This is a genomic window from Rhodococcus sp. NPDC077669, assembly GCF_040686915.1.
GTDB classification, from domain to species: Bacteria; Actinomycetota; Actinomycetes; order Mycobacteriales; family Mycobacteriaceae; genus Rhodococcoides; species Rhodococcoides fascians.
Genome location: NZ_JBFBMD010000023.1, coordinates 21,166 through 39,711, shown reverse-complemented (window position 1 = coordinate 39,711; position 18,546 = coordinate 21,166). Strand labels below are relative to the sequence as shown.

The 18,546-nt window shown below is 65.5% G+C and carries 21 protein-coding genes and 1 riboswitch; of the genes, 13 read left to right on the top strand and 8 right to left on the bottom strand.

Annotated elements, in window-relative coordinates:
• Window positions 1-26: 26 nt before the first annotated feature.
• Together AB0P23_RS20630 and AB0P23_RS20625 are read left to right on the top strand one after the other, a co-directional pair.
• Window positions 27-242, top strand: coding sequence for a VOC family protein (locus AB0P23_RS20630; protein ID WP_157889861.1), 216 nt, complete (start codon window positions 27-29; stop codon window positions 240-242).
• Window positions 243-296: 54 nt separating this feature from the next.
• Window positions 297-821, top strand: a complete 525-nt coding sequence (locus AB0P23_RS20625; RefSeq protein ID WP_283550597.1) for a permease — start codon at window positions 297-299, stop codon at window positions 819-821.
• A gap of 14 nt (window positions 822-835) precedes the next feature.
• On the opposite strand, the gene AB0P23_RS20620 is transcribed toward AB0P23_RS20625, so the two are convergent.
• Entirely contained in the window at window positions 836-1,315 is a 480-nt protein-coding gene (locus AB0P23_RS20620; RefSeq protein WP_032366689.1) for a winged helix-turn-helix domain-containing protein, read from the bottom strand.
• Between the two features lie 279 nt (window positions 1,316-1,594).
• Here AB0P23_RS20620 and AB0P23_RS20615 point away from each other — a divergent pair, with 279 nt between their 5' ends.
• Complete coding sequence (locus AB0P23_RS20615; RefSeq protein WP_283550618.1) at window positions 1,595-2,008, top strand: GNAT family N-acetyltransferase; 414 nt, start codon at window positions 1,595-1,597, stop codon at window positions 2,006-2,008.
• An 18-nt stretch (window positions 2,009-2,026) separates the two neighbouring features.
• On the opposite strand, the gene map is transcribed toward AB0P23_RS20615, so the two are convergent.
• Window positions 2,027-2,797: a type I methionyl aminopeptidase gene (gene map / locus AB0P23_RS20610; protein WP_283550596.1), complete on the bottom strand. Its 771-nt coding sequence runs from the start codon at window positions 2,795-2,797 to the stop codon at window positions 2,027-2,029.
• 103 nt (window positions 2,798-2,900) lie between these two features.
• Between map and AB0P23_RS20605 the strand changes: the two genes are divergently transcribed.
• On the top strand, window positions 2,901-3,596 hold the full coding sequence (locus tag AB0P23_RS20605; RefSeq protein ID WP_094643879.1) for a GNAT family N-acetyltransferase: 696 nt from the start codon (window positions 2,901-2,903) through the stop codon (window positions 3,594-3,596).
• Window positions 3,597-3,598: 2 nt separating this feature from the next.
• Here AB0P23_RS20605 and AB0P23_RS20600 read toward each other — a convergent pair whose 3' ends face one another.
• A complete protein-coding gene (locus AB0P23_RS20600) occupies window positions 3,599-4,270 on the bottom strand; it encodes an HNH endonuclease signature motif containing protein (RefSeq protein ID WP_363799124.1) in 672 nt (223 codons plus the stop codon).
• A gap of 127 nt (window positions 4,271-4,397) precedes the next feature.
• Between AB0P23_RS20600 and AB0P23_RS20595 the strand changes: the two genes are divergently transcribed.
• The 3 genes from AB0P23_RS20595 to fgd all read left to right on the top strand — a co-directional run bounded on the left by AB0P23_RS20595 (window position 4,398) and on the right by fgd (window position 6,142).
• Window positions 4,398-4,736, top strand: a complete 339-nt coding sequence (locus AB0P23_RS20595) for a hypothetical protein (protein ID WP_032389001.1) — start codon at window positions 4,398-4,400, stop codon at window positions 4,734-4,736.
• Window positions 4,733-5,065, top strand: coding sequence for a DUF202 domain-containing protein (locus AB0P23_RS20590; RefSeq protein WP_027498497.1), 333 nt, complete (start codon window positions 4,733-4,735; stop codon window positions 5,063-5,065). Before AB0P23_RS20595 ends, AB0P23_RS20590 begins: the two co-directional genes overlap by 4 nt.
• Before the next feature lie 63 nt (window positions 5,066-5,128).
• Entirely contained in the window at window positions 5,129-6,142 is a 1,014-nt protein-coding gene (gene fgd / locus AB0P23_RS20585) for a glucose-6-phosphate dehydrogenase (coenzyme-F420) (RefSeq protein WP_363799120.1), read from the top strand.
• On the opposite strand, the gene AB0P23_RS20580 is transcribed toward fgd, so the two are convergent.
• The gene (locus tag AB0P23_RS20580; RefSeq protein ID WP_027498495.1) at window positions 6,143-6,667 is read right to left on the bottom strand and encodes a nitroreductase/quinone reductase family protein; all 525 of its coding nucleotides are present in this window, start codon (window positions 6,665-6,667) and stop codon (window positions 6,143-6,145) included.
• 60 nt (window positions 6,668-6,727) lie between these two features.
• Here AB0P23_RS20580 and pta point away from each other — a divergent pair, with 60 nt between their 5' ends.
• Both pta and AB0P23_RS20570 read left to right on the top strand, forming a co-directional pair.
• The gene (pta, locus tag AB0P23_RS20575) at window positions 6,728-8,845 is read left to right on the top strand and encodes a phosphate acetyltransferase (RefSeq protein ID WP_196251046.1); all 2,118 of its coding nucleotides are present in this window, start codon (window positions 6,728-6,730) and stop codon (window positions 8,843-8,845) included.
• Entirely contained in the window at window positions 8,842-10,026 is a 1,185-nt protein-coding gene (locus AB0P23_RS20570; RefSeq protein WP_032401077.1) for an acetate kinase, read from the top strand. The genes pta and AB0P23_RS20570 overlap by 4 nt, the downstream gene beginning before the upstream one ends.
• 7 nt (window positions 10,027-10,033) lie before the next feature.
• Here AB0P23_RS20570 and AB0P23_RS20565 read toward each other — a convergent pair whose 3' ends face one another.
• From AB0P23_RS20565 to AB0P23_RS20555, 3 genes are read right to left on the bottom strand one after another with little or no spacing between them, the layout of a single operon-like run.
• On the bottom strand, window positions 10,034-12,466 hold the full coding sequence (locus tag AB0P23_RS20565; protein WP_363799115.1) for a tetratricopeptide repeat protein: 2,433 nt from the start codon (window positions 12,464-12,466) through the stop codon (window positions 10,034-10,036).
• An 11-nt stretch (window positions 12,467-12,477) separates the two neighbouring features.
• Window positions 12,478-13,449, bottom strand: coding sequence for a glutamate ABC transporter substrate-binding protein (locus AB0P23_RS20560; protein WP_032365120.1), 972 nt, complete (start codon window positions 13,447-13,449; stop codon window positions 12,478-12,480).
• Window positions 13,446-14,750 carry a hypothetical protein gene (locus AB0P23_RS20555; RefSeq protein ID WP_032365121.1) on the bottom strand — a complete coding sequence of 435 codons (1,305 nt, stop codon included), beginning with the start codon at window positions 14,748-14,750 and terminating at the stop codon, window positions 13,446-13,448. The genes AB0P23_RS20560 and AB0P23_RS20555 overlap by 4 nt, the downstream gene beginning before the upstream one ends.
• An 85-nt stretch (window positions 14,751-14,835) precedes the next feature.
• Here AB0P23_RS20555 and AB0P23_RS20550 point away from each other — a divergent pair, with 85 nt between their 5' ends.
• A complete protein-coding gene (locus AB0P23_RS20550) occupies window positions 14,836-15,672 on the top strand; it encodes an NUDIX hydrolase (RefSeq protein ID WP_032365122.1) in 837 nt (278 codons plus the stop codon).
• 2 nt (window positions 15,673-15,674) lie between these two features.
• On the opposite strand, the gene thiE is transcribed toward AB0P23_RS20550, so the two are convergent.
• On the bottom strand, window positions 15,675-16,367 hold the full coding sequence (gene thiE / locus AB0P23_RS20545; RefSeq protein WP_027498488.1) for a thiamine phosphate synthase: 693 nt from the start codon (window positions 16,365-16,367) through the stop codon (window positions 15,675-15,677).
• A 46-nt stretch (window positions 16,368-16,413) separates the two neighbouring features.
• Window positions 16,414-16,525, top strand: a riboswitch (TPP riboswitch).
• Here thiE and thiO point away from each other — a divergent pair.
• The 3 genes from thiO to AB0P23_RS20530 are packed head-to-tail and all read left to right on the top strand — an operon-like array spanning window position 16,526 to window position 18,535.
• Window positions 16,526-17,578, top strand: a complete 1,053-nt coding sequence (thiO, locus tag AB0P23_RS20540; protein ID WP_080733361.1) for a glycine oxidase ThiO — start codon at window positions 16,526-16,528, stop codon at window positions 17,576-17,578.
• Complete coding sequence (gene thiS, locus AB0P23_RS20535; RefSeq protein WP_027498486.1) at window positions 17,575-17,790, top strand: sulfur carrier protein ThiS; 216 nt, start codon at window positions 17,575-17,577, stop codon at window positions 17,788-17,790. Before thiO ends, thiS begins: the two co-directional genes overlap by 4 nt.
• A complete protein-coding gene (locus AB0P23_RS20530; protein ID WP_032374723.1) occupies window positions 17,783-18,535 on the top strand; it encodes a thiazole synthase in 753 nt (250 codons plus the stop codon). The genes thiS and AB0P23_RS20530 overlap by 8 nt, the downstream gene beginning before the upstream one ends.
• Window positions 18,536-18,546 lie beyond the last annotated feature (11 nt).

Here is an 18,546-nt window from a genome sequence, read left to right as displayed (position 1 = left end):
CGGACGGGAAGCGGTAGCTTGATCAGGTGCTGGTTCTGGGAGCGCCCGATACGGCGGGGCAGAAGCGGGAAGTGACGCGATTGCTGTCCCTCGGTGCGACTACCGTCGAGTGGCGGTATCCGGATGGCGCCGATTTCGTCGTACTGGCGGATACGGAAGGCAACCGCTTCTGTGTCATCGACAACGCGAGAGCTCCCGAGGGCTTTCGATTGGACTTCGACCGCATCTCCGGTAGAAGCTAACGATCAGGTCTCGGGTCGGGTCCGATGGGAACGTGAACGCTCTACCATGGGCCTATGACTGCTGACCCGACCACGCCTGCACCGTCGACCAGCTCGGCGAATTGGAAGCGGCGCGGCATCCTGCTCGGTGCCGGCGTCGTTCTTCTGTTGATCGCCTACTTCGTTCTGGCGGCGTTCCTGCCCCGGTGGTGGAGCCTGCGCGTCGAGAGCCTGGCTGATCGCACGTTCACCAAAGGAATTCTGTGGGGCCTGCTCTTCGGAATCGTCTGCACGTTCGCGCCACTGATGTTCTTCTGGAGTGCGTGGTCGGTCCGAAAGGGTAGGGCGGGAAAGCAGTTGGCGATCGGATCGGTGATTCTCGCAGTCGTCACCGCCATCCCGAACCTGCTGACTCTGACCATCGTTCTGGGTACCAGCAATGCCGCCCACGCCGGCGAACGCACCCTCGATACCAGCGCACCCGGCTTCCGCGGCGCGACGGCACTGGGCGCGATCATCGCGGTGGTTCTGGTCGCGTTGCTCGTGTTCGTGGTGGTACGGCGGAACCGTCGACGTCGGGCAGCAGCACTGACGCGGTAGTCGTGTAACTGATCTCAGGCGCTGCGCAGCACCGACGGCTCGGTGATGACGCGGATTCCGGGCTCGGGATCGAATCGGTAGCCGGTGCCGCGGACCGTGGTGATCAGTCGGCCGTACTGCCCGAGTTTGGTTCGCACCCTGGAGAGATGGACGTCGACACTGCGGCCGCCGTTCGAGTCACTCAGCTCGGATCTGTTCACCACGACACGAGGATGCTGGGCGAGATAGGCGAAGATCTCGAACTCGGTGTGGCTGAACCGAACGCTCTTGCCGGCGAGAACGACATCGCGCGCGGGTAGGTCGATGACGAGGGGAGCGTTGAGTTCGTTCACCCGGACGTCGAAACGCGTCAGGATCTTGGCATGTGGTGCATAGCTTTTGGCGGCGACGCGGAGAGCATCGGCGAGGGCGTGCAATTGCGGTCGGGTCAATCCCTGCAAGGATGACGTCCCGGAATCGGAGATGCGAAGAACGACGGTCGCTTCGGTGCTCATGGCTGTGGCTCCTGTGACAAGTGTCGACTGTGACGAGTGCCGTCGACGGTGGGGAGGTCGGATGGTCAGCGTGGGCAGCGACAGTTCGTGTTCACGCTGTCACAGTGCACGACGACGACTGGCCGCACCAGCGATAAACTCACCGTGATTGCAGCGGTTGACGGCGGCCCGTAACGCGTGGTCCGATCGAGCGTGACCGATGTAGCGCAGTCCCGAACAGACCTCGTCACCCGCGCCGTCGACTGGAACCATCCCGACGCCGAATCGCTCCGGGCCGCAATGGCATCGGAGGTGGGTCCCCGATACGCGGACCGAGCGGCCTTGATGGCGAAGACGAAGGCCAATGCCGTGGACGAAGGCGACGTGCATCGCACGTTCGTCGTCTATCGGTGCGATGCGCAGAACGTCGAGCAGGCCGTCGGACATGCCGCTCTCCGGTGGAACGGCCCCGACCTCGAACTGAAGCGAATGTTCGTTCATCCTGATCACCGTGGGTCCGGAGTCTCGACCGCGCTGCTGCAGGCGTCCGAGAATGCGGCCCGCGAACAGGGATTGCGACGCTTGATTCTGCAGACCGGTGATCGTCAGCCCGACGCGGTGCGGCTGTACGAGAAGAGCGGCTACACCCGCATCCCGGTGTTTCCGCCGTACGAACTGCTGCCGTTCTCCAACACCTTCGAGAAGCGTTTGTGACTCCCTACCGACGCAGAATCACGAACGTAGGGTCATGATTTCGGCCCCGCTGTCGGTGATGACGACGGTGTGCTCGCTGTGCGCGGTGCGGCAACCGGTGGTGCTACGCAACGTCCACCCGTCGGGGTCGGTGACCAGCTCATCGGTATCCGCCATCACCCAGGGCTCGAGTGCCAACATCAGGCCGGGGCGAAGGCCGTAGCCGCGACCGGGCCTGCCGGTATTGGATACGTGCGGATCCTGATGCATCGTCGATCCGATTCCGTGACCACCGAACTGAACGTTGATGGGATAGCCGGCTTCACGAAGAACCGTCCCGATGGCGTGGGAGATATCGCCGATCTTGTTGCCCGGACGTGCCGCGGCGATACCCGCGGCCAACGCTCGTTCGGTGGAATCGATCATCGCCAGGCTCTCTGCCGGCTTGTTCTCGCCGACGACGAAACTGATGGCCGAGTCCGATGCCACGCCGCCGAGGATCACGGCAAGATCGAGAGTCAGCAGATCGCCGTCGGCCAGGTTGTAGTCGTGCGGCAAACCGTGCAGCACAGCGTCGTTGACCGACGTGCAGATGTAGTGGCCGAAGGGTCCGCGCCCGAAGGACGGCGCGTAATCGACGTAGCACGACGTTGCCCCCGCCCCGAGGATGATGTCCTTGGACCATTCGTCGATCTCGAGCAGATTGGTGCCGACGGTCGCGCGTTCGCGGACGGTCTCGAGAATTTCGGCGACGAGTGCACCGGTTTCACGGGCAAGGGGAATCTTGCTCGGGGGCAGGATTTCGATCACGGAATGCCTTTCGGTTCGATGCGAATAACTATACCGGTATAAGTATTGGTGACGGAGTGGGTCGTGAGCAACTGACCGAGCCCGACATGGGACGCTGACCGACGTGTCTGTTCACCCTCTCGACGATCCCATTCGTACCTCCCTCGGGGGTCCGCTGTCGCGGTTTGCGATCACGCGCGGCCGAGTGATTCGCGCTGATCCCCAGGTCTCGCCCTTTCTGGCGCATCCCGACGTTCTGCAGCCACGGGACTGGGACGACATCGCAGTGCTGTTCGGGCCGCGAAGCATCGTGGGATTGCGGGGGCCGGTGCTGGATGTGCCCGAGGGGTGGTCCGTGGTCGACAGCTTCGGAATCGTTCAACTCGTGGGCACCGAACTCGAGACTCGGCCGTTGGCCGAGGCGGTAGAACTGACAGCCGACGACGTGCCCGAGATGCTCGATCTCGTGCGACGCACCGAGCCGGGCCCGTTCCTTCCTCGCACCCGCGAACTCGGCACGTATCTCGGTATCCGACGGGGCGGCGCACTGATCGCGATGGCAGGGGAGCGCATGCGTCCGCCGGGGTGGACCGAGATCAGCGCAGTGTGTACCGACCCGGCTCATCGCGGACAGGGCTTGGCCACCGAGCTGGTCCGCGCGGTCGGTCACGGCATCAGGGCCCGAGGCGACGAGCCGTTCCTGCATGCCGCCGCGACGAACATCCGCGCTATCGAGCTGTACCTCTCCATCGGATTCTCGCTGCGCCAGACGTCGCAGCTGACGCTGGTGAGAACACCGGAACGAGCGGCCGACGTCTGAGGTCAGAAGGGCGGCTCCTCGTCTTCTTCGTTGGTCGATTCTGGTTCGGGGGTCGGGTTGTCTGGTGGGTCGGGGTAGGCGATGACGCCTGATCGTCTGGGTTGGGTGGGGATGTGTGGCCGGAGGTCGTTGCCGATGATGGGTACGGCTGTTCCGTTGGCGGGCAGGGTGATTCGGGTGGTTTTCGATCTGGAGGTCCGCAGGATGGCGCCGCCGGGGAGCATGACGGCTTTCCAGTAGCCGGCGGTTTTGACGCTGTGGTGGTATTCGCAGAGGCATTGGAGGTTGTTGACGGTGGTCCAGCCGCCGCCGAGGGGATTGGCGTGGTCGAACGGGATCGCGTGGTCGAGCTGGCAGCGTGCCGCGGGTCGGTGGCAGCCGGGGAAGCGGCAGTGGCGGTCGCGTAGTCGGGCCGCTGCGGAGGCAAGGGAATTCCGACGCCGTTGCCGGGTGTCGGGATCGACAGTCGGGTCGGGTGGGACGTCTGTGGTGGTCGAATGAGGTTGTAGTGCAACCGAACCCGTATCCGAACGCAGCTGCGGGCTCGGACCTGCATCCTCCGCGATGCAGGTGAGGTGGAAGTCGTAGCAGGCAGCGATCTTTCGGGCCGCATGCCGATTCTCTTCCCGCGCGGCAGTGATCAACGCATCCAACGACACCACTGGTGCAGCCATTTTTTTCACCCCCCGGTGACCCCCAGTTCAGAACATGCGTTCGAACTGAAGAAAGAGTATCTCGACCCACCGACAGGTTTTGGAGATGATGGTTGCGAGAGCGTGCAGAGCAGGCATACCGTTAACTATGCGAACAACATCCACGGTCCACTACGACGACGGTCTCGTGCGCGTGGACGACAGCGGGGTCACGTTGCGGCACTACTACTTTCCGTTCGCGATCGAGAAGTTCGTTCCCTACGGTGACATTCGCGCCGTCGACACCGCCGTGCTGGGCAACTGGAACGGGCGCTGGCGGCTGTGGGGCGCGTCGACAACCGACCAGTGGCTCCCGCTGGACGTCATGCGTCCGAAGAAGGACACTGCAGTGGTGCTCACCATCCGCCGCATCTCGCCGGTCTTCACCCCCGACGATCCCGAACTCGTTGCCCGACTCATCCGCGAACGCATCACCGCTCCAGCGTGACGCGCCCCGACGAGCGGTTCACCCTCGCCAGTGAACGCACCTTTCTTGCCTGGCTGAGAACCTCGCTCGGGTTGCTCGCCGGCGGGATCGCAATCGTTCACCTGGTTCCTGGGTTCAGCACCGGCTGGGTTCGCACTGCACTCGGCCTGATTCTCATCGGCCTCGCGGCCGCCGCACCCGTCATCGGACTGCGGAGATGGATGCGAGTGCGCGCCGCCCTCGAGAGCGGAGCGCCCATGCCCGAGTCCCGGGACCTGTGGATCTTCGCGGTCGGCATCGGCGCAGTAGCAGTATTGGCTGCGGTGGTCACTGTTCTGGGGATCCAGTAGCACACCGCCAATCGCCACAGGTGCACAATCGAAGTACTAGACGACCAACGACAGGAGTTCGGCGTGGCGCAGGGTCTCAAGCTCGGGTACAAGGCATCGGCGGAGCAGTTCGGGCCGCGGGAGCTCGTCGAACTCGGTGTTCTCGCCGAGCAACACGGTATGGACTCCGCGACTGTCAGTGACCACTTTCAACCGTGGCGTCACGAGGGCGGTCACGCCCCGTTCTCGCTGGCCTGGATGACGGCCGTCGGCGAGCGCACGAAGACGATCCAGCTCGGTACCTCGGTGCTCACGCCGACGTTCCGTTACAACTCGTCGGTCATCGCGCAGGCGTTCGCCACGATGGGCTGCCTCTACCCCGGACGCATCATGCTCGGAGTGGGAACCGGTGAGGCGCTCAACGAGATCGCCACCGGGTTCACCGGCGAGTGGCCGGAGTTCAAGGAGCGTTTCGCACGACTGCGTGAGTCGGTTCGCTTGATGCGCGAGCTGTGGCTCGGCGATCGCGTCGACTTCGAGGGCGAGTACTACACGACCAAGGGCGCGTCGATCTACGACGTCCCCGAGGGCGGCATCCCCGTCTACATCGCGGCCGGCGGACCCGTCGTCGCGCGGTATGCAGGACGCGCGGGTGACGGCTTCATCTGTACGTCGGGCAAGGGCATGGAGCTCTACACCGAAAAGCTCCTCCCGGCCGTCGAAGAGGGTGCAGGCAAGGCAGAGCGTGACGCCGGCGAGATCGACAAGATGATCGAGATCAAGATCAGCTACGACACCGATCCCGAACTGGCACTGGAGAATTGTCGCTTCTGGGCTCCGCTGTCTCTGACGCCGGAGCAGAAGCACTCCATCGACGACCCGATGGAGATGGAGAAAGCCGCCGACGAGCTGCCGATCGAGCAGGTCGCCAAGCGTTGGATCGTGGCTTCGGACCCGGACGAGGCCGTCGAGAAGGTCAAGCAGTACACCGACGCCGGCCTGAACCACCTGGTGTTCCACGCGCCCGGACACGACCAGAAGCGTTTCCTCGAGCTGTTCGAGAAGGATCTGGCACCGCGCCTGCGCAAGCTCGGCTAGTTACGTCGAAGTGCGGGGATCGGCCGAGAGTGCGAACAATCGCATGTCTCGGTCGGTCCTTGTTTCGTACTCGCCGTAGACCTCGACCATCGCGTCGAACTGTCGGTAGATACGCGCCTTCTCGTCGCCGGTGATTCGGGTGGCGGTGACCGGTATCTTCCTGCCGCCGATAGTGACGACGGCCTTCGGATCGGCCAGAAGATTCGACGTCCATGCCGGATGGTGTTGTTGGCCGAAATTGGATCCCACGACGAAGATCCGATCACCCTCCCGGTAGTACAACAGCGGACTCGTCCTCGGCTTACCGGATTTGCGTCCGGTGGTGGTCAACAACACCACCGGAGCGGCGATCGGTCCGAGGACGGTGAATCGGCCGTTCGACTTGGTCAACAACCAGCGGTCGACGCCTGCGAGGTTCCTGATCACCCACGAACCGGGCTTGGTCGACGCGAACTTGACGGCGGGCTTGCGGATGAACGATGTCTCGCTGCCCCAGCGAACATCCGGAAACGGTGATTCGGCCATGGCTCATGGGACAACCCGACTGTGCTCGGTGTCAACACCCCAACCATTAAGCTGGCGGGCATGGCTGAGTCCACCGGTGCCGAGACGGCTGACATGTATCCCTCGAGTATTTATGTCGCGTCACCGGAAGGCGACTCCGGCAAATCCACGATTGCGTTGGGTGTGCTGCAGATGCTCGCCGCGACGACGGCCCGGGTCGGTGTGTTTCGGCCTATCGCTCGTTCGACGGAGGAGCCGGATTACATTCTCGAATTGCTCGTCGAGCATACGACCGCCGATCTGAGTTACGAGCAGTCTCTCGGGGTCACTTACGAGCAGGTGCATTCCGATCAGGATGCGGCGCTGAGCGAGATCGTCAGTCGGTATCACGAGGTGGCTGCGCAGTGCGACGCCGTGGTGATCGTGGGTAGCGATTACACCGACGTCGGCAGCCCCAGTGAACTGGGGTTCAACGCGCGCATCGCGGTCAATCTCGGTGCCCCCGTGCTCCTCGCGCTGCGTGGCTCCGATCGAACCCCCGACGAGATCGCCCAGTTGGCGGCGCTGTGCCAGGCCGAACTGCGGCAGCACCACGCCCATCTCGCCGCGATCGTGGCGAACCGGTGCGATCCGGATCAGTTGGACGCCGTCACCGACGCATTGGCGTCGGTCGACGTTCCTGTGTGGAGCCTTCCCGAGATCCCGTTGCTCGTCGCGCCGACCATGGCGGAGTTGCTCGACGCGGTGGACGGAACGCTCTACAGCGGCGACTCGTCGTTGCTGCAGCGAGAAGCGATGCGGGTGATGGTCGGCGGTATGACGGCCGAGCACATTCTGGAGCGGCTCACCGAAGGTGTCGTCGTCATCGCGCCGGCAGACCGGTCCGACGTACTGCTCGCACTCGTCAATGCTCATGAGGCGGAGGGTTTTCCGTCCCTCGCCGGCATCATCATGAACGGCGGCATCGAACCGCACCCGGCAATCGCACGACTGGTCGCCGGTCTCGGTCCGAGACTGCCGATTCTGACCACCGAGCTCGGAACCTTCGACACCGCATCGGCTGCGGCGCAGACCCGCGGCCGTGTTGCCGTCGGATCTCAGCGCAAGGTGGACACCGCGCTGGGCCTGATGGAGCAGCGGGTGGACGCCAAAACCCTTCTGGGACGGCTCGATATCGCCATCCCGACCATCACGACGCCGCAGATGTTCGAATACCAGCTCATTCATCGAGCGCGTGCCGATCGCAAGCACATCGTGCTCCCCGAGGGCGGCGACGACCGAATTCTGCGGGCCGCCGGAAGGCTGCTGCAACGCCAGGTCGCGGACCTCACGATCCTCGGCGAAGAAGGCCCGATTCGACGTCGTGCATCGGAACTGGGAGTCGATCTGGACTCGGCAACTATCCTCGACCCCAAGAACTGCGACTACGCCGAGGAATTCGCGCAGGAGTACACCGAACTGCGCAAGCACAAGGGGATGACGATCGAGCGTGCCCGCGAGATCATGGCCGACATCTCCTACTTCGGAACCATGATGGTGCACAAGGGCATTGCCGACGGCATGGTGTCGGGAGCGGCGCACACGACTGCGCACACCATCAAGCCGTCGTTCGAGATCATCAAGACCACCGAGGGCGTGTCGACGGTGTCGTCGATCTTCCTGATGTGTCTGTCCGACCGTGTACTGGCCTACGGCGACTGCGCCGTCGTGCCGGACCCGACGGCCGAGCAATTGGCCGACATCGCCATCTCCTCGGCGCAGACCTCGGCCCAGTTCGGTATCGAACCGCGAGTGGCGATGCTGTCGTACTCCACCGGCGAATCCGGCTCGGGAGCCGACGTCGACAAGGTGCGGCAGGCGACGGCCATCGTGCGCGAACGTAACCCGGAACTGTTGGTGGAGGGCCCCATTCAGTACGACGCGGCCATCGAACCGTCGGTCGCGAAATCGAAGCTGCCGGATTCCGACGTGGCAGGCCGCGCAACGGTGTTCATCTTCCCCGACCTCAACACCGGCAACAACACTTACAAGGCCGTTCAGCGCAGCGCCGGTGCCGTCGCTGTCGGGCCGGTACTGCAGGGCCTGCGCAAGCCCGTCAACGACCTCTCGCGCGGGGCACTGGTCGAGGACATCGTCAACACCGTCGCCATCACCGCCATTCAGGCGCAGGGTATCTCCCAGCAGGAGGCACAGGCGTGAGCATCCTCGTCGTCAACTCGGGCTCGTCCTCGGTCAAATTCCAACTGGTCGATCCCGATTCGGGCGAATCGCTCGCCAGTGGTCTCGTCGAGCGTATCGGCGAATCCGACGGTCGCGTCGAACTGGACTACCGCGGCGAGAGCGCCGAGCGAACACAGCACATCGAGGACCACGGGGACGGGTTGGCTCTCGCGTTCGAGATGCTTGCCGACGCCGGCATCGAACTGGGGTCCGACGTCACCGCCGTCGGGCATCGCGTCGTGCACGGTGGCACGGTGTTCTATCGCCCCACGATCATCGACGACGCTGTCGTTCAGCAGATCTCGGATCTGAGCAGTCTTGCGCCGCTGCACAATCCGCCCAACGTCCTCGGTATCGAGGTGGCGCGGAAGCAACTGCCGAACGTGCCGCATGTAGCCGTGTTCGACACGGCGTTCTTCCATTCTCTGCCCGACGCTGCTGCGACGTACGCGATCGACGCCGCCGTGGCAGCCGAACACGACATCAGGCGCTACGGCTTTCACGGCACCTCGCACCGCTACGTGTCCGAGCAGGTTGCGCAGTTCCTGGAACGCGATCTCGGGGACCTCAAGCAGATCGTGCTGCATCTGGGCAACGGTGCGTCGGCATCGGCGGTCGACGGGGGCCGCGCGGTCGATACGTCGATGGGTCTGACCCCACTCGAGGGACTGGTGATGGGCACCCGCAGTGGGGACATCGACCCCGGTGTGATCATGCATCTACGTCGTAGCGCTGGGATGAGTGTCGACGACATCGACACTCTCCTCAACCGCCGGTCGGGTCTGATCGGACTGTCCGGGGTCAACGACTTCCGGGAACTGCAACAACGCATCGACGACGGCGACGGATCGGCCCGGTTGGCCTACGACGTGTACATCCACCGGCTGCGAAAGTACATCGGCGCGTACATGATCGGGCTCGGGCGGCTCGACGTCCTCACGTTCACCGCGGGCGTCGGCGAGAACGCTGCTGCCGTGCGCGCCGACGCGCTGGCGAACCTGGAACACTTCGGAATTCGGATCGACTCTGAACGTAATGCCGTGCGCAGCAAGTCGGCTCGCGTGATCTCCGCCGAATCCTCGGCCGTCACGGTGCTGGTGGTGCCGACGAACGAGGAGCTGGCGATCGCCCGGGCGACGGACGATCTGGTTCGCTCCTGACGTACCGCTAGAACAGCGAACGCGGACGGATCGCATTCGCCAGGTCCACCAGTGAGAAGCGATGCGCGCGATCGGTGGCGTTGCGGGCCAACGCCCGCAGCCCCTTCTCGGTGCCACGCCGCAATCCGTCCTCGGTGAACGGGACGCTGAGAATCGGCTCCCGTTCGGCCGTGGCGGCGTGGCCGGAGACGATCCAGTCCAAGGCCATCGCGAGCACCAGCGTCCGCATCTGCAGTGCTCGGCTCTCCGCCTTGGGGAGCAGCGCCACTCGCCGTGCGGCAGAGCGGAAATCGGCCTCGGACAGCTCGGCGCGCGAGCGATCCATCAGCAAGGTCAGCACACTGGTCATCCGTGCCATCGAGTAGTGCCGCGAGCTGATCGGCACCTGGTCCAGTGCCGCGATGGCACCGGTCTGATCACCGCGGCGCTGCAGCTGCCGGGCCAGACCGAACGCCGAGCTGACGATGCCCCTGTTGGTGCGCCACACAGCGCGGTACAGGCCCTCGGCTCTGGCCCGCCATTTCTCGGCGTCCTCGTCGTTGCCGAGCGCGACATGCCCCAACAATTCCGACGTGGCACCGAGCGCGAGTTTGGGCGCGAGCTCGCCGGGCATCGCTCCGAGCACGTTGTCGAAACTCGTGAACGCAGAATCGTATTCGTGGTGCAGCAAGGCGATCAATCCGGCGTACCACTGCACCCGCCACGGATCGGCGGCATGATCCTCGGATTGCACCTTCGACAGGATGTCGGTGGCCTCCACGACGTGCCCCAGATCGAGGTGCGCCTTGACCTCGGCGAGGGTGATCTCCAGGCTCGCTCCCGCGGGCGCGGAACCGGTGGCACCTGACGTACCGGCCGACACCCGCTCGATGCCGTTCCGCTTGGCATGCTGGAGCGAGTCCAGAGTCTGCTGAGCTTCGACGTGCACGGCGGCAGCCAGCAGGGGAGCGCTCGGATCGTTGGGATCTACCAGGGGAACCGGCAGTGCGGCAACCACTTCGGCTGCCGTCATGCGCTCGTGGCGTACTTTGCCGTCGACGTAGGTATCGGTACGACCCACCGACTGCTCCGTACCGAACGTCGTACGCGGCGGGCTGAACACCGCGGACAGGCCGGGCCGCTCGACGCCCGTCCGGATCGCCAGGATCTCGCGCAGTACGCCGGTCGCCTGCCCCGCGAACTCGTCCGCGGACCGGAACCGCCGCGTCGGGTCTGCGTTGGTGGCTCGAACCAGCAGGCGATGCAGCGACGGGAACTGCTGCAGCACTTCCGATTCTGCGACGGAGGGCAGGCCGTCGAGGTACTTGCCGTTCTTCGACGGCATGTCCAGCGTCAGCACCGCGAGGGTGCGGCCGACGGTGTAGATGTCCGACGCCACCGTCGGCCCGGTCTTCACGATCTCCGGTGCCTGGTACCCCACCGTGCCGTACAGGTAGCCGTAATCCTCGATGCCCGCGACCGCGCCGAGGTCGATCAACTTGATCTGGTCCTCGGAGACCATGATGTTCTCGGGCTTGAGATCGTTGTAGACCAGCCCGATCGAATGCAGATAACCCAGTGCCGGAAGCACTTCGAGTACGTAGGCCAGCGCCTGCTCGACCGGCATGCGGGCGTCGTCACCGCACGCGGTCAGGATGTCGCGCAGCGAACGACCACCCACGTACTCCATGACGATGAAGCCGACGGAAGTGCCGTCGCCGCGGGGTTGTTCGACGAAGTTGTAAATCTTGACGACGCCGGGATGCGCTACCTCGGCGAGGAATTGACGCTCCGCGACCGCGACCGCATGTGCTTCCTCGTCGCCGAAATGCAGTAGGCCTTTGAGTACTACCCAGCGGTCGCTGACGTTACGGTCGATGGCGAGGTAGATCCACCCCAGACCGCCGTGCGCGATGCACCCCTGCACGTCGTACTGGCCCACCACTCGATCACCCGGCTCGAGCAGCGGGGTGAAATCGAAGGTGGTGCCGCAGTGCGGGCACACGCCCACCGAGATGTCGGGCTCTCCCGGTTCGCTGCGCCCGACCTTGGCGTTGCACTTCCAACAGAACCGTTTGTGCTGCGGCACCGTAGGATCCGACATCACCGCGGTCGCCGGATCGATCGGCTCCACCCGCGGAACCTCCACCAGGCCGCCGCCGAGACGGCGCCGAATACCGGTGCTGCGGGAGCGACCGGACCGAGATCGACCGGTTCTGGCCCGAGTGGATGCACTCTGCGACATGCTGGATCTGGCGGCTGCGGATTTGGCAACCGCAGCTTTCGAGTTGTCCTCACCTACCGGCGAATTCGGCCCCGGAGTCGGTGCGGTCCGGTCGTCGATCGGCGACCGGGACACCGCCTGCGTGCGTTCGACGCCGTCCGTCGATGTGAGCTGATCCCGTGACACCGCCTGCGTGCGTTGCGCGGGAGCGGTGGGTTGCTGTTCGTCCTCGTCCATGACGTGCGCCTCTAATCGCTGTACGACGCGGTGGGTGGACCGGGGGAGGGGCCGAGCACCGTCAGCCACTTGTTGTAGATGCGGTTCCAGGTGCCGTCGGACCTGATGCGTGCCAACGTTCCGTTGACGAAGCGCACGAGATCCTCGTTCTTCTTGTTGATGCCCACGCCGTACGGTTCCGGGCTCAGACTGTCGCCGACGATCTCGAGGTACGGGTCCTGTGCGGCAAGTCCGGCCAGGATGGCGTCGTCGGTGCTGATGGCGTCGACCTGTCGTTGTTGCAGTACCACCAGGCAATCCGACCACATCGGCACCGTCACCACGGTCGCGGCCGGCTGCACCCGCTGCAGGCGACGCAGCGACGTGGTGCCCTCCACCGCGCACACCCGCTTGCCCGCCAGATCCCCGACCCCACGGATACCCGAGCCCTGCACCACCAGAACTCGGTGCTGCGCTTGGAAGTACACGGTGGAGAACTGGACGTCCTTACGCCGGGCGCACGTGATCGTCATGGTTTTCACCACGATGTCCACCGTCGAGTCCTGCAGAGCTTCGAGGCGCTGTGCGGACGTCAGAATTCGGAAGTCCAACCGGTTCGGGTCTCCGAACAGGTCGCGTGAGATCTCCCGAGCGATGTCGACGTCGAACCCGACCAGCTGCCCGGTCATGGGGTCGCGAAAGCTGAAAAGGTTACTGCCCGTGTCGAGGCCGACGACGAGGCGACCCTTGGCTCGGAGTGCATCGATGGTCGGCTGCGGAGGCAGTGGCGCGTCGGTGCCGGTCGGTAGCGGCCGCAGACTGGCCGTGGGGCGGGCGCACTCGTCGTCCGCCGGTGTTTCGGTGGGCCGAGCCGCGACGGTTGCTCCGTCGGGCAGAGGCGGTTCGGTGAACATCGTATCGCTCTGTGCCGCAATTCTTTCCGGCGGCGAGCATCCGACGAGCAGGGCGGTCGCGACGAGGCCGGCGGCGAGTAGGCGTCTCACAGGTATTCACGCAGCCTCGGGAACAGGCCGACTCCGAACGCCACCGAGGCCACCACCGTGAGCACGTACGCGCCGTTGGACAAGCCCGACAGGACCCAGACCGATCGATCGATATTGGAGCGTAGTTCGCTTCGGGCACTGTCGATCCCGTCGACCAGCACACTGTCGAGAGCGTTGAACGCAGCCGCCGAATCCGAATCACCCGATCCGGTCGCTATCGACACCGCACCGTTGAAGTCGCCCACCTCGAGCGCCGAATCGATGCGCGCATGCGAGGCCGACCAGTTGTTCAGGGCCTCGGTCACCTCGGGGTCGCCCTCGAACATGTCCGCGAGCCGAGAGACGTTGCCGGCGAACGACTGTCCGTAATCCTGGCTGCCACCGCGGCGGGCCAGGTCGAGTGTCTCGTCCGCCCTGGCCTGCTGGGCCAGAATGAACCCCGTCGTGTAGGACTTCAGCGGTGCCACCCCGCGGTCGATCGCGCGGTCGGTGGCGATCGACGAGATCAACCCCACCACCAACATCCACCCGAGCAAGCCCGCCAGAGCGGCCGTGGCACCGAGAAAACCGACATTGAGTGTGCGACGCGTCGTCCGGGACAGATACCACTGGGCGAGACCGGTCATCAGCAACAGAAACACCACCGACCCGATCGCGAAGTACGGGGGACTGGTGAACCTCTCCTGATCGGCCGAGACGCGGGAGGCCTGCTCGGTGTACAACTTCTCGGCCAGCGGCAACAGGCTGGACTGCATCATCGTCGACGCCTCGCCGAGATATGCCGCACCCACCGGGTTCCCGCTGCGATTGTTCGCTCGCGCCGTCTCGACCAGCCCGCTGTACACCGGCAACCCGGTAGCGATCTGAGTCAGCACTGCGCTGGTGGCCTCGTCCTTGTCGGTGACCCCGGCGGACGCGGCGATCAATTCCGACGACGCCTCACCCAATGCCTGCGAGTACCGGTCACGTACTTCGGGTTGCTCGAGCCCACCGGCAATGAATGCCGACGCGGCCGCCGCGTCGGCCACCGACAGGGCACCGTAGAGATTCTGAGCCGAGTTGGCGAACGGCTCGGTGCGCACCAGCAGTGTCCCGAGAGTGTCGACTCGATCGGTCACCGCCGTGGACGCGAGATTTCCGACCGTCAGCGCCAAGACGACCAGCGCGGTACCCATCGCGACCAACCGCGCAGGCGTCGAACGCATCGTGTATCGAACCGGTGGCTTGCCTGCAGCGGCACCGACGTGGGGTGCCGTTGTCGGGGGGACGGCAGCAGAGGGAGTAATGCCGGCCGCGATCACGCATCGAGCATATAAGCAGGCGGACCGCACTGCAGCCACTACAGCACAGTCACTACGGCGAGGCGGTTCACCTAGGGTGGGGAGCATGCGCGGTGACGGGGACGGTTGGGTGATCGGTGAGAACGGTTCTCGGCACTGGGGCAAGCACGGTGCCGCCGGTCTGCTGCTCCGTGCGCCCTCCGATGCGGGCGAACCGATGGTGTTGCTGCAGCACCGCGCGTTGTGGAGTCACCAGGGCGGAACGTGGGCCCTGCCGGGCGGGGCTCGCGATTCGCACGAGAGCACCGAGCACGCGGCGGTCCGCGAGGCGCACGAGGAAGCCGGTATCTCGGCCGAACAGTTGAGCGTGCGCAGCGAGCGTGTCACCGCCGCAGTCCCGAGCGGTTGGTCGTACACCACGGTCATCGCCGACACCGATCACCCGCTGGCCACCGTCCCGAACGGCGAGAGCACGGAACTGCGGTGGGTGCCGGAGTCCATCGTCGGCGAGCTGCCACTGCACCCGGGTTTCGCGTCGAGCTGGCCGTCGCTGCGTACCGAGCCGCTGCGCGTGCTGCTCGACACCGCCAACGTCCTCGGCTCCCGGCCCGACGGCTGGTGGAAGGACCGCGCCGGCTCGACCGGCGCACTGTTGACGTCGCTGGCCGCGACACTGCCGCGCACGGTGGAACTACCCAGCGGCCAGTACGGCTGGCTCACCCGCATCGAGGCCGTGCTCGAGGGGCAAGCGCGCGACGCCGTTGTCGACGATCCGCGCATCCCGGTGATCCTCGCGGACGGCAGTGGCGACGACACCCTCACAGATCAGGCCCACCGATCGACAGACCTGACCGCGCTGGTCACCGCCGACCGCGGACTCCAGAATCGACTGCCCGGCGCGGTGCACGTGCTCTCGCCGTCTGCCGTGCTCGCCTGGCTGTGACGTCAGTTCTGTAGCGCCTGTACCAGCGCGCGCGCAGCGGCCTGCGGATCACGTGCCTCGGTGATCGCCCGAACGACCACGATGCGCTCGGCTCCCGCCGCTCGAACCTGATCCACATTGGTCGCGTCGACGCCGCCGATGGCGAACCACGGGCGCTCCGGCAACGCATCCGCGGTGGCCCGCAGAGTTTCCAGGCCGGCGGCCGAGCGGTTGGGCTTGGTGGGCGTCGGCCACACCGGACCGACGGCGAAGTAGTCGACGCCGTCCTCGATGGCGGCGAGCGAGGACTGCGCGCGGTTCTGAGTCGAGCGTCCGATCACCACGTCCGGGCCCAGAATCTGGCGCGCGTAGTGCACCGGCAGGTCGCCCTGGCCCAGATGCAGGACGTCGGCACCGGACGCCAGCGCCAGATCCGCGCGGTCGTTGACGGCCAGCAAGGCACCGTGACGTTTGGTGGCCGCGAGCAGAATCGCCAGCGCAGCGAGCTCGTCCTTGGCCTCGAGCGGCCCGAACTGGCGCTCACCGGCGGAGTTCTTGTCGCGCAGCTGGATGATGTCGACGCCACCGGACAACGCGGCCTCGGCGAACTGCGCGAGATCGCCCTTGTCGCGTCGGGCATCGGTACACAGGTAGAGGCGAGCGGACGCAAGACGCTCGCGAGGAGTCTGGTTGCGGACGGTCTGAGTTGGGTGCACGAAACGAACTGTATTCTCATGGCAGCCGCGACCGACGACGGAGTGGCCGACATATCGCGGGAGTCCCGGGGATCGTGGGGCTGAGAGTGGGTTCGCCGCCCTTACCGTCAATACCTGAACCCGATCATGCGGGCGCAGGGAGTGAGGACGTGAATCGCGTGCATATCGTCGTTATCGGCGGAGGCGTCATCGGGCTGTCGACGGCACTACGACTGGCGGAGGACGGCCATCGGGTGGTGGTGCACGATCCTGCGCTGGGTCGAGGCGCGTCGTGGGTCGCCGGGGGCATGCTGGCCCCGCTGTCCGAGGGGTGGCCCGGTGAACACGAACTCCTACGGCTCGGTGCCGCGTCGCTCGAGCGGTGGCCGGACTTCGCCGGACGCCTCCCCGGCCCGTCGGTGTTCTCGGCCACCGGATCCATGACCGTCGCCCTCGACTCCGCCGACGCCACCGACCTGCGCACGATCGCCGAATGGGTGGGCGAGCAGGGACACGAGCTCGAGATTCTCGGCCGCGCGCAGGTGCGTGAACTCGAACCTGCATTGGCGCAGAACATTCGGCTCGGGTTGTTGGCACCGACCGAGCTGTCCGTCGACAATCGGGCCCTGGTTACCGCGCTCGAGCAGGGATGTCTCGACGCCGGAGTGGAGTTCGTGGCAACCTCGGTCGACGCAATTCCCGACGCCGATCAGGTGGTCCTGGCCGCCGGTTCTCGCTGCGCCGCACTGTGGCCGACACTGCCGGTCAGACCGGTGAAAGGCGAGATCCTGCGGCTGCGTCGTAGGCCAAGTGCCGCACCGCCACCGCACCGCACGATCCGCGGAACCGTGCACGGCCGACCCGTCTACCTGGTGCCACGCGGCGACGGATTGGTCGTCGGCGCAACACAATACGAATCCGGTGAGGACACCCAGGTCACCGTGGCGGGGGTGCGAGACCTGATCGCCGACGCCGAACGACTCATGCCGAGTATCGGCGAGTACGAGCTGTACGAAACTGCTGCAGGATTACGGCCGATGAGCCCCGACGGACTGCCGTTGATCGGCAGACTCGCCGACAACGTGATCGTCGCTACCGGGCACGGCCGCAACGGCATTCTGCTCGCGCCGATCACCGCCGACGCCGTCGCCGCGCTGGTATCGGGCGACACGCTGCCCGAGGCGAAAGCCGCCACACCCGAACGCTTCTCACAGATCGAAAGGACACCATGACCCAGGTTGCCATCGGGATCACCGTCAACGGCGAGGATCACCTGCTCACCGAGGACATGACCATGCGTCGGCTGCTCGAATTCCTTGGCTTGCCCGAGAAAGGCATTGCCGTCGCCGTCGACGGTGCCGTGCTGCCCAAGAGTCGATGGGACACCACCGACGTCCAAAAGGGTTGGACCATCGACGTTCTCACGGCGGTGCAGGGTGGCTAGCGCACTCACCATCGCCGATCGCACCTTCACATCCCGGCTCATCACCGGCACCGGGGGAGCGGCCAACCTCGCCGTCCTCGAGGAAGCCCTCGTCGCGTCGGGAACCGAACTGACCACCGTCGCGATGCGCCGCGTCGACGCCGCGGGTGGGACGGGAGTGCTCGATCTGCTGCGGCGGTTGAACATCGCCCCGCTGCCGAACACTGCGGGGTGTCGAGGATCGGCCGAGGCCGTGCTCACCGCGCAGCTCGGCCGCGAAGCGCTCGAGACCGACTGGGTGAAACTCGAAGTGATCGCCGACGAGCGAACCCTGCTGCCCGACGCCATCGAATTGGTCAAGGCCGCAGAGCAACTCGTCGACGACGGTTTCCAGGTGCTGCCGTACACCACCGACGACCCGGTACTGGCCAAGCGTCTCGAAGACATCGGCTGCGTTGCCGTCATGCCGCTCGGCTCACCCATCGGCACCGGCCTCGGCATCGCCAACCCACACAACATCGAGATGATCGTCGAGGCCGCAGGGGTGCCCGTGATCCTCGACGCGGGCATCGGCACCGCCAGCGACGCCACCCTCGCGATGGAACTCGGCTGCGACGCAGTGCTGCTCGCCACCGCGGTGACCCGCGCGAAGGACCCGGCGCTGATGGCGTCGGCGATGCGTCATGCGGTGGCCGCGGGTTACCAGGCCCGACATGCAGGCCGCATCCCGAAACGATTCTGGGCGCAGGCCAGCTCGCCGATGTAGCGGCTGCGTCG

Excerpts from the sequence above, each read along its gene's own strand:
- AB0P23_RS20550 (WP_032365122.1), top strand. The coding sequence starts at position 14,836 with ATGCGCGGTGACGGGGACGGTTGGGTGATCGGTGAGAACGGTTCTCGG.
- thiS (WP_027498486.1), top strand. The coding sequence starts at position 17,575 with ATGACCCAGGTTGCCATCGGGATCACCGTCAACGGCGAGGATCACCTG.
- AB0P23_RS20565 (WP_363799115.1), bottom strand. The coding sequence starts at position 12,466 with ATGGACGAGGACGAACAGCAACCCACCGCTCCCGCGCAACGCACGCAG.
- AB0P23_RS20615 (WP_283550618.1), top strand. The coding sequence starts at position 1,595 with ATGGCATCGGAGGTGGGTCCCCGATACGCGGACCGAGCGGCCTTGATG.
- pta (WP_196251046.1), top strand. The coding sequence starts at position 6,728 with ATGGCTGAGTCCACCGGTGCCGAGACGGCTGACATGTATCCCTCGAGT.
- AB0P23_RS20595 (WP_032389001.1), top strand. The coding sequence starts at position 4,398 with ATGCGAACAACATCCACGGTCCACTACGACGACGGTCTCGTGCGCGTG.
- AB0P23_RS20600 (WP_363799124.1), bottom strand. The coding sequence starts at position 4,270 with ATGGCTGCACCAGTGGTGTCGTTGGATGCGTTGATCACTGCCGCGCGG.
- AB0P23_RS20625 (WP_283550597.1), top strand. The coding sequence starts at position 297 with ATGACTGCTGACCCGACCACGCCTGCACCGTCGACCAGCTCGGCGAAT.
- AB0P23_RS20620 (WP_032366689.1), bottom strand. The coding sequence starts at position 1,315 with ATGAGCACCGAAGCGACCGTCGTTCTTCGCATCTCCGATTCCGGGACG.
- AB0P23_RS20580 (WP_027498495.1), bottom strand. The coding sequence starts at position 6,667 with ATGGCCGAATCACCGTTTCCGGATGTTCGCTGGGGCAGCGAGACATCG.